The sequence below is a fragment of the Sphingomonas sp. genome (genome assembly GCF_019242355.1).
Taxonomy (GTDB): domain Bacteria; phylum Pseudomonadota; class Alphaproteobacteria; order Sphingomonadales; family Sphingomonadaceae; genus Sphingomicrobium.
Genome location: NZ_JAFAVR010000186.1, coordinates 1 through 3,035, shown reverse-complemented (window position 1 = coordinate 3,035; position 3,035 = coordinate 1). Strand labels below are relative to the sequence as shown.

At 64.9% G+C, this 3,035-nt stretch carries 1 protein-coding gene; it reads left to right on the top strand.

The genetic code is table 11. The features are described from left to right. Positions 1-28: 28 nt before the first annotated feature. On the top strand, positions 29-3,035 hold a 3,007-nt coding region (locus tag JOZ79_RS09385), incomplete at its 3' end, for a M28 family peptidase (RefSeq protein WP_294073505.1).

The window sequence follows — 3,035 nt, the reverse complement described above, 5'->3', positions numbered from 1 at the left end:
GCTGCGGGGCAAGCGAATCGAGGGCGCCGTGGTCGTCCTCAATTTCGACAGCCAGGACAACTGGCTTCTCTCGGCCGAGCGCGGCGCGGTCGCCATCCTCTTCCTCCAGCCGGCGCAAATGACCCGCCAGCAGGCGGAGGCGAAGTTCGTCTCCGCACCCATCCACCTGCCGCGCTTCCTGGTTTCTACTGCCGAAGCAGCCGCAGTCAAAGCGGCCGCCAAGCGTCAGGAGAGGATCTCAATCCGGTGCCGACAAATTTGGGCATCCGTTCACGAGTGCAACCTGGTCTGCGACGTCCCTGGCACCAACCCTGCCCTTGCGAACGAGCCCGTGCTCGTCTGGGCTTATGCCGATGGCATGTCGATTTGCCCAGACAGAGCGCCCGCCGCGGATCAGGGAAGCGGTGCCGTCGCAATGCTCGAGCTGGCAAGGTTGGTCGCCACGCTCCCGCACGAGCGCCCGCTGCGGTTTGTCCTCTCGGGCGCGCACTGCCTCAATCTCGCCGGGGCGCGCGAGTACGTCGAGCGGCACTTGGCCGACCCTGTCCAGCCGATCGCAGTGGTTACCCTCGACCTTTCCACCTCGAGCAAGGTGCTTTGTGAGTTCGGGCGCGGATACGGCTACGACTACCGCGACGAGCTGCTTCAGCCGATTCTGCCCCTCTGCCGCGTCCTGCGCAGGCACGCCGAAGCCCTGACGCCTCTTCTCGGCGAGACCAATCCCCGCGTAGTGCTTACTGACGGCGCAAACCATTCCGACAACCGCACCTGGAAGAACAACATCCCGGCAACCTTCACGTTCGACTGCGAGCCGTTCGCAAGCGCCGGCTACAACGCCATCACCTTCGCTACCGCCGACGATGAGCGCGCCCGCTTCGACACCGTCGACGACACACTCGACCACGTGCACCCCGAGAACCTGCTGCGCCAGGTTCAAGTGCTCGCGGTGATGCTGCACCACCTGGCGAACGACCGCTTGGCGCAAACGGGCGATGAGTCGCTGCCGCTGCAGCCGCCGTCTCCCTCGAAGCTGAGTCTCGTCGGAGGCTTCGCAACGCTCACCGGCTACGCCGCGCTGTACGAACCCGCAAAGAACCTCGTGCCCGACACGCGCGTCGGGAACGCGCTCGCGGTACGTTTTACCGGCCGCAAGTCCCTAATGGGGGTGCGCGCGGACGACGTCGAGATCACCGGCCCCAGGGGTGAGTACCGCTTCGTCGGAGCGCCTCCTCTGACCGACTATGCCAGCCTCCAGAAGCCCCCCACGACCCTCGCCGCCTACCACCTCGACGAGAGCGGCGAGATCGACATGGCGCCAGATCAGGGGATCACCGGCTCCGGCGCATTTCCCCTCACTTTCCAACTCAAGACCGCTTTCCGCTCCTCACCCATCGTCCTATTTCGGTGTGAGACGCAGGCGCTGTTCGGGCTCGTCGATCCGCAAGACTTAACGCCGCTTACGAACTGGCTCCTCCTCGATCCAACGACCGGCGCAAGCCCGGTTAGCTACGGAGTCGCGCTCGCTTTCGAGGACCCGCAGTACTGGACGGGGATCGCCCCGCCCTGTGTGCTCTTCCTTCAGCCAGGCTCCCGCTGGCAGGTTTCGATGGGCTCCAGCTTAGGCGACTGGCGGATGATTCTGACTGGATCGACGCCCACAAACCTCGCCGGAACGGGGTATTCCGTCACGCCCTCATTCGGCCCCATATCGTTGGCTTCGGCTCAGGACATCGACAACATAGACCAAGGCCGGCTCGACGAATTCGCCCGCTACCGCCTCGTCACCGGAAGCCTTCTGGAAACCCATAACGCTTCCAAAGCCGCCCTCGCACGCGCCCGCGCCGCCGCCGCCAACCTGGACTGGCTGGAGGCCGATCGGCAGGCCCGGGCTGCCTGGGGACTCGCCCTGCGGGCCCATCCCGTTTTGCAACGGACCGCAAGCGATATCGTCAACGGCGTCCTCCTCTATTCCTTTCTGCTCATCCCGTTCAGCTTCTTTCTGGAGCGGCTGCTGTTCGCGAACCGCAAGCTCGCCGTTCAGCTCGGCGCGACCATCGCCATCTTCATCGCCTCATTCCTTATCCTGCGATTCGTCCACACCGCGTTCGATCTTGTCGCGAACCCGAGCATGATCTTCGTCGGCTTCATCATGGGCGCGCTGAGCCTGATCGTCATGGCGTTTATCACCTCAAAATTCGAGGGATCGCTGCGCGAGGTCCGTCAAACGGCGACCGGGATCAAGGACCTCGACGTGCGCCGTGGCAACGTCGCCATGGCGGCGTTCAGCCTGGGCATCTCAAATCTGAGGCGGCGTAAGACGCGCACGCTCCTGACCGTGCTCACCCTCGTGGTGATGACCTTTATCATCCTAAGCTTCACCTCCTTCGTGCCGAACCTGCAGCTTAGTGAATCCGCCAGCCCGGCACCCGCCCGGTACCCGGGGCTTCTGTTGCGCAATCCGGGCTTGGAGGTGCTTGACCGCGCGGCTTCCCAAGCTCTTTCCAGCGAATTCGCGGGACGAGCCGCGGTCTCCCGCCGGGTGTTTTCGCACGATGTGGAGAGCGCCTCCGGCGCGGCGATGTCGCTTGAGCGCAACGGCGTGTGGGCCGATGTTGCCGCCGCCGAGGGACTAGACGCCGAGGAGGCCTTGGTCGCGCGCCCGCAAGTCGCCCTCGTAGGGGGGCGCTGGTTCAAGACTGGCGAACGCGACGCGATCATCTTGCCCGCTCCCATCGCCCAGGCGCTCAGCGCCCCGGCCGGCTCCACCGTCACCTTCATGGGTTCGACTTACCAGGTCATCGGCATCTTCGATCCGGATCGGATGCGTTCGGTCACCGATCTCGACGGTGAGCCGCTCATGCCGCCGGATTACTCGCTGGTCAAGAAGGTCCAGCAGGAAACCCACAGCCAAACCCGCGCCTTTCGCCCCTTCGTCCGCCTCGATCCAGCCCGCGTCATCATCCTTCCAGCTCAGCGCGCGCTGGACCTTCGGGGCGATCTGCGCTCCGTCGCCGCCGCCTTTCAAAACCCGGCAG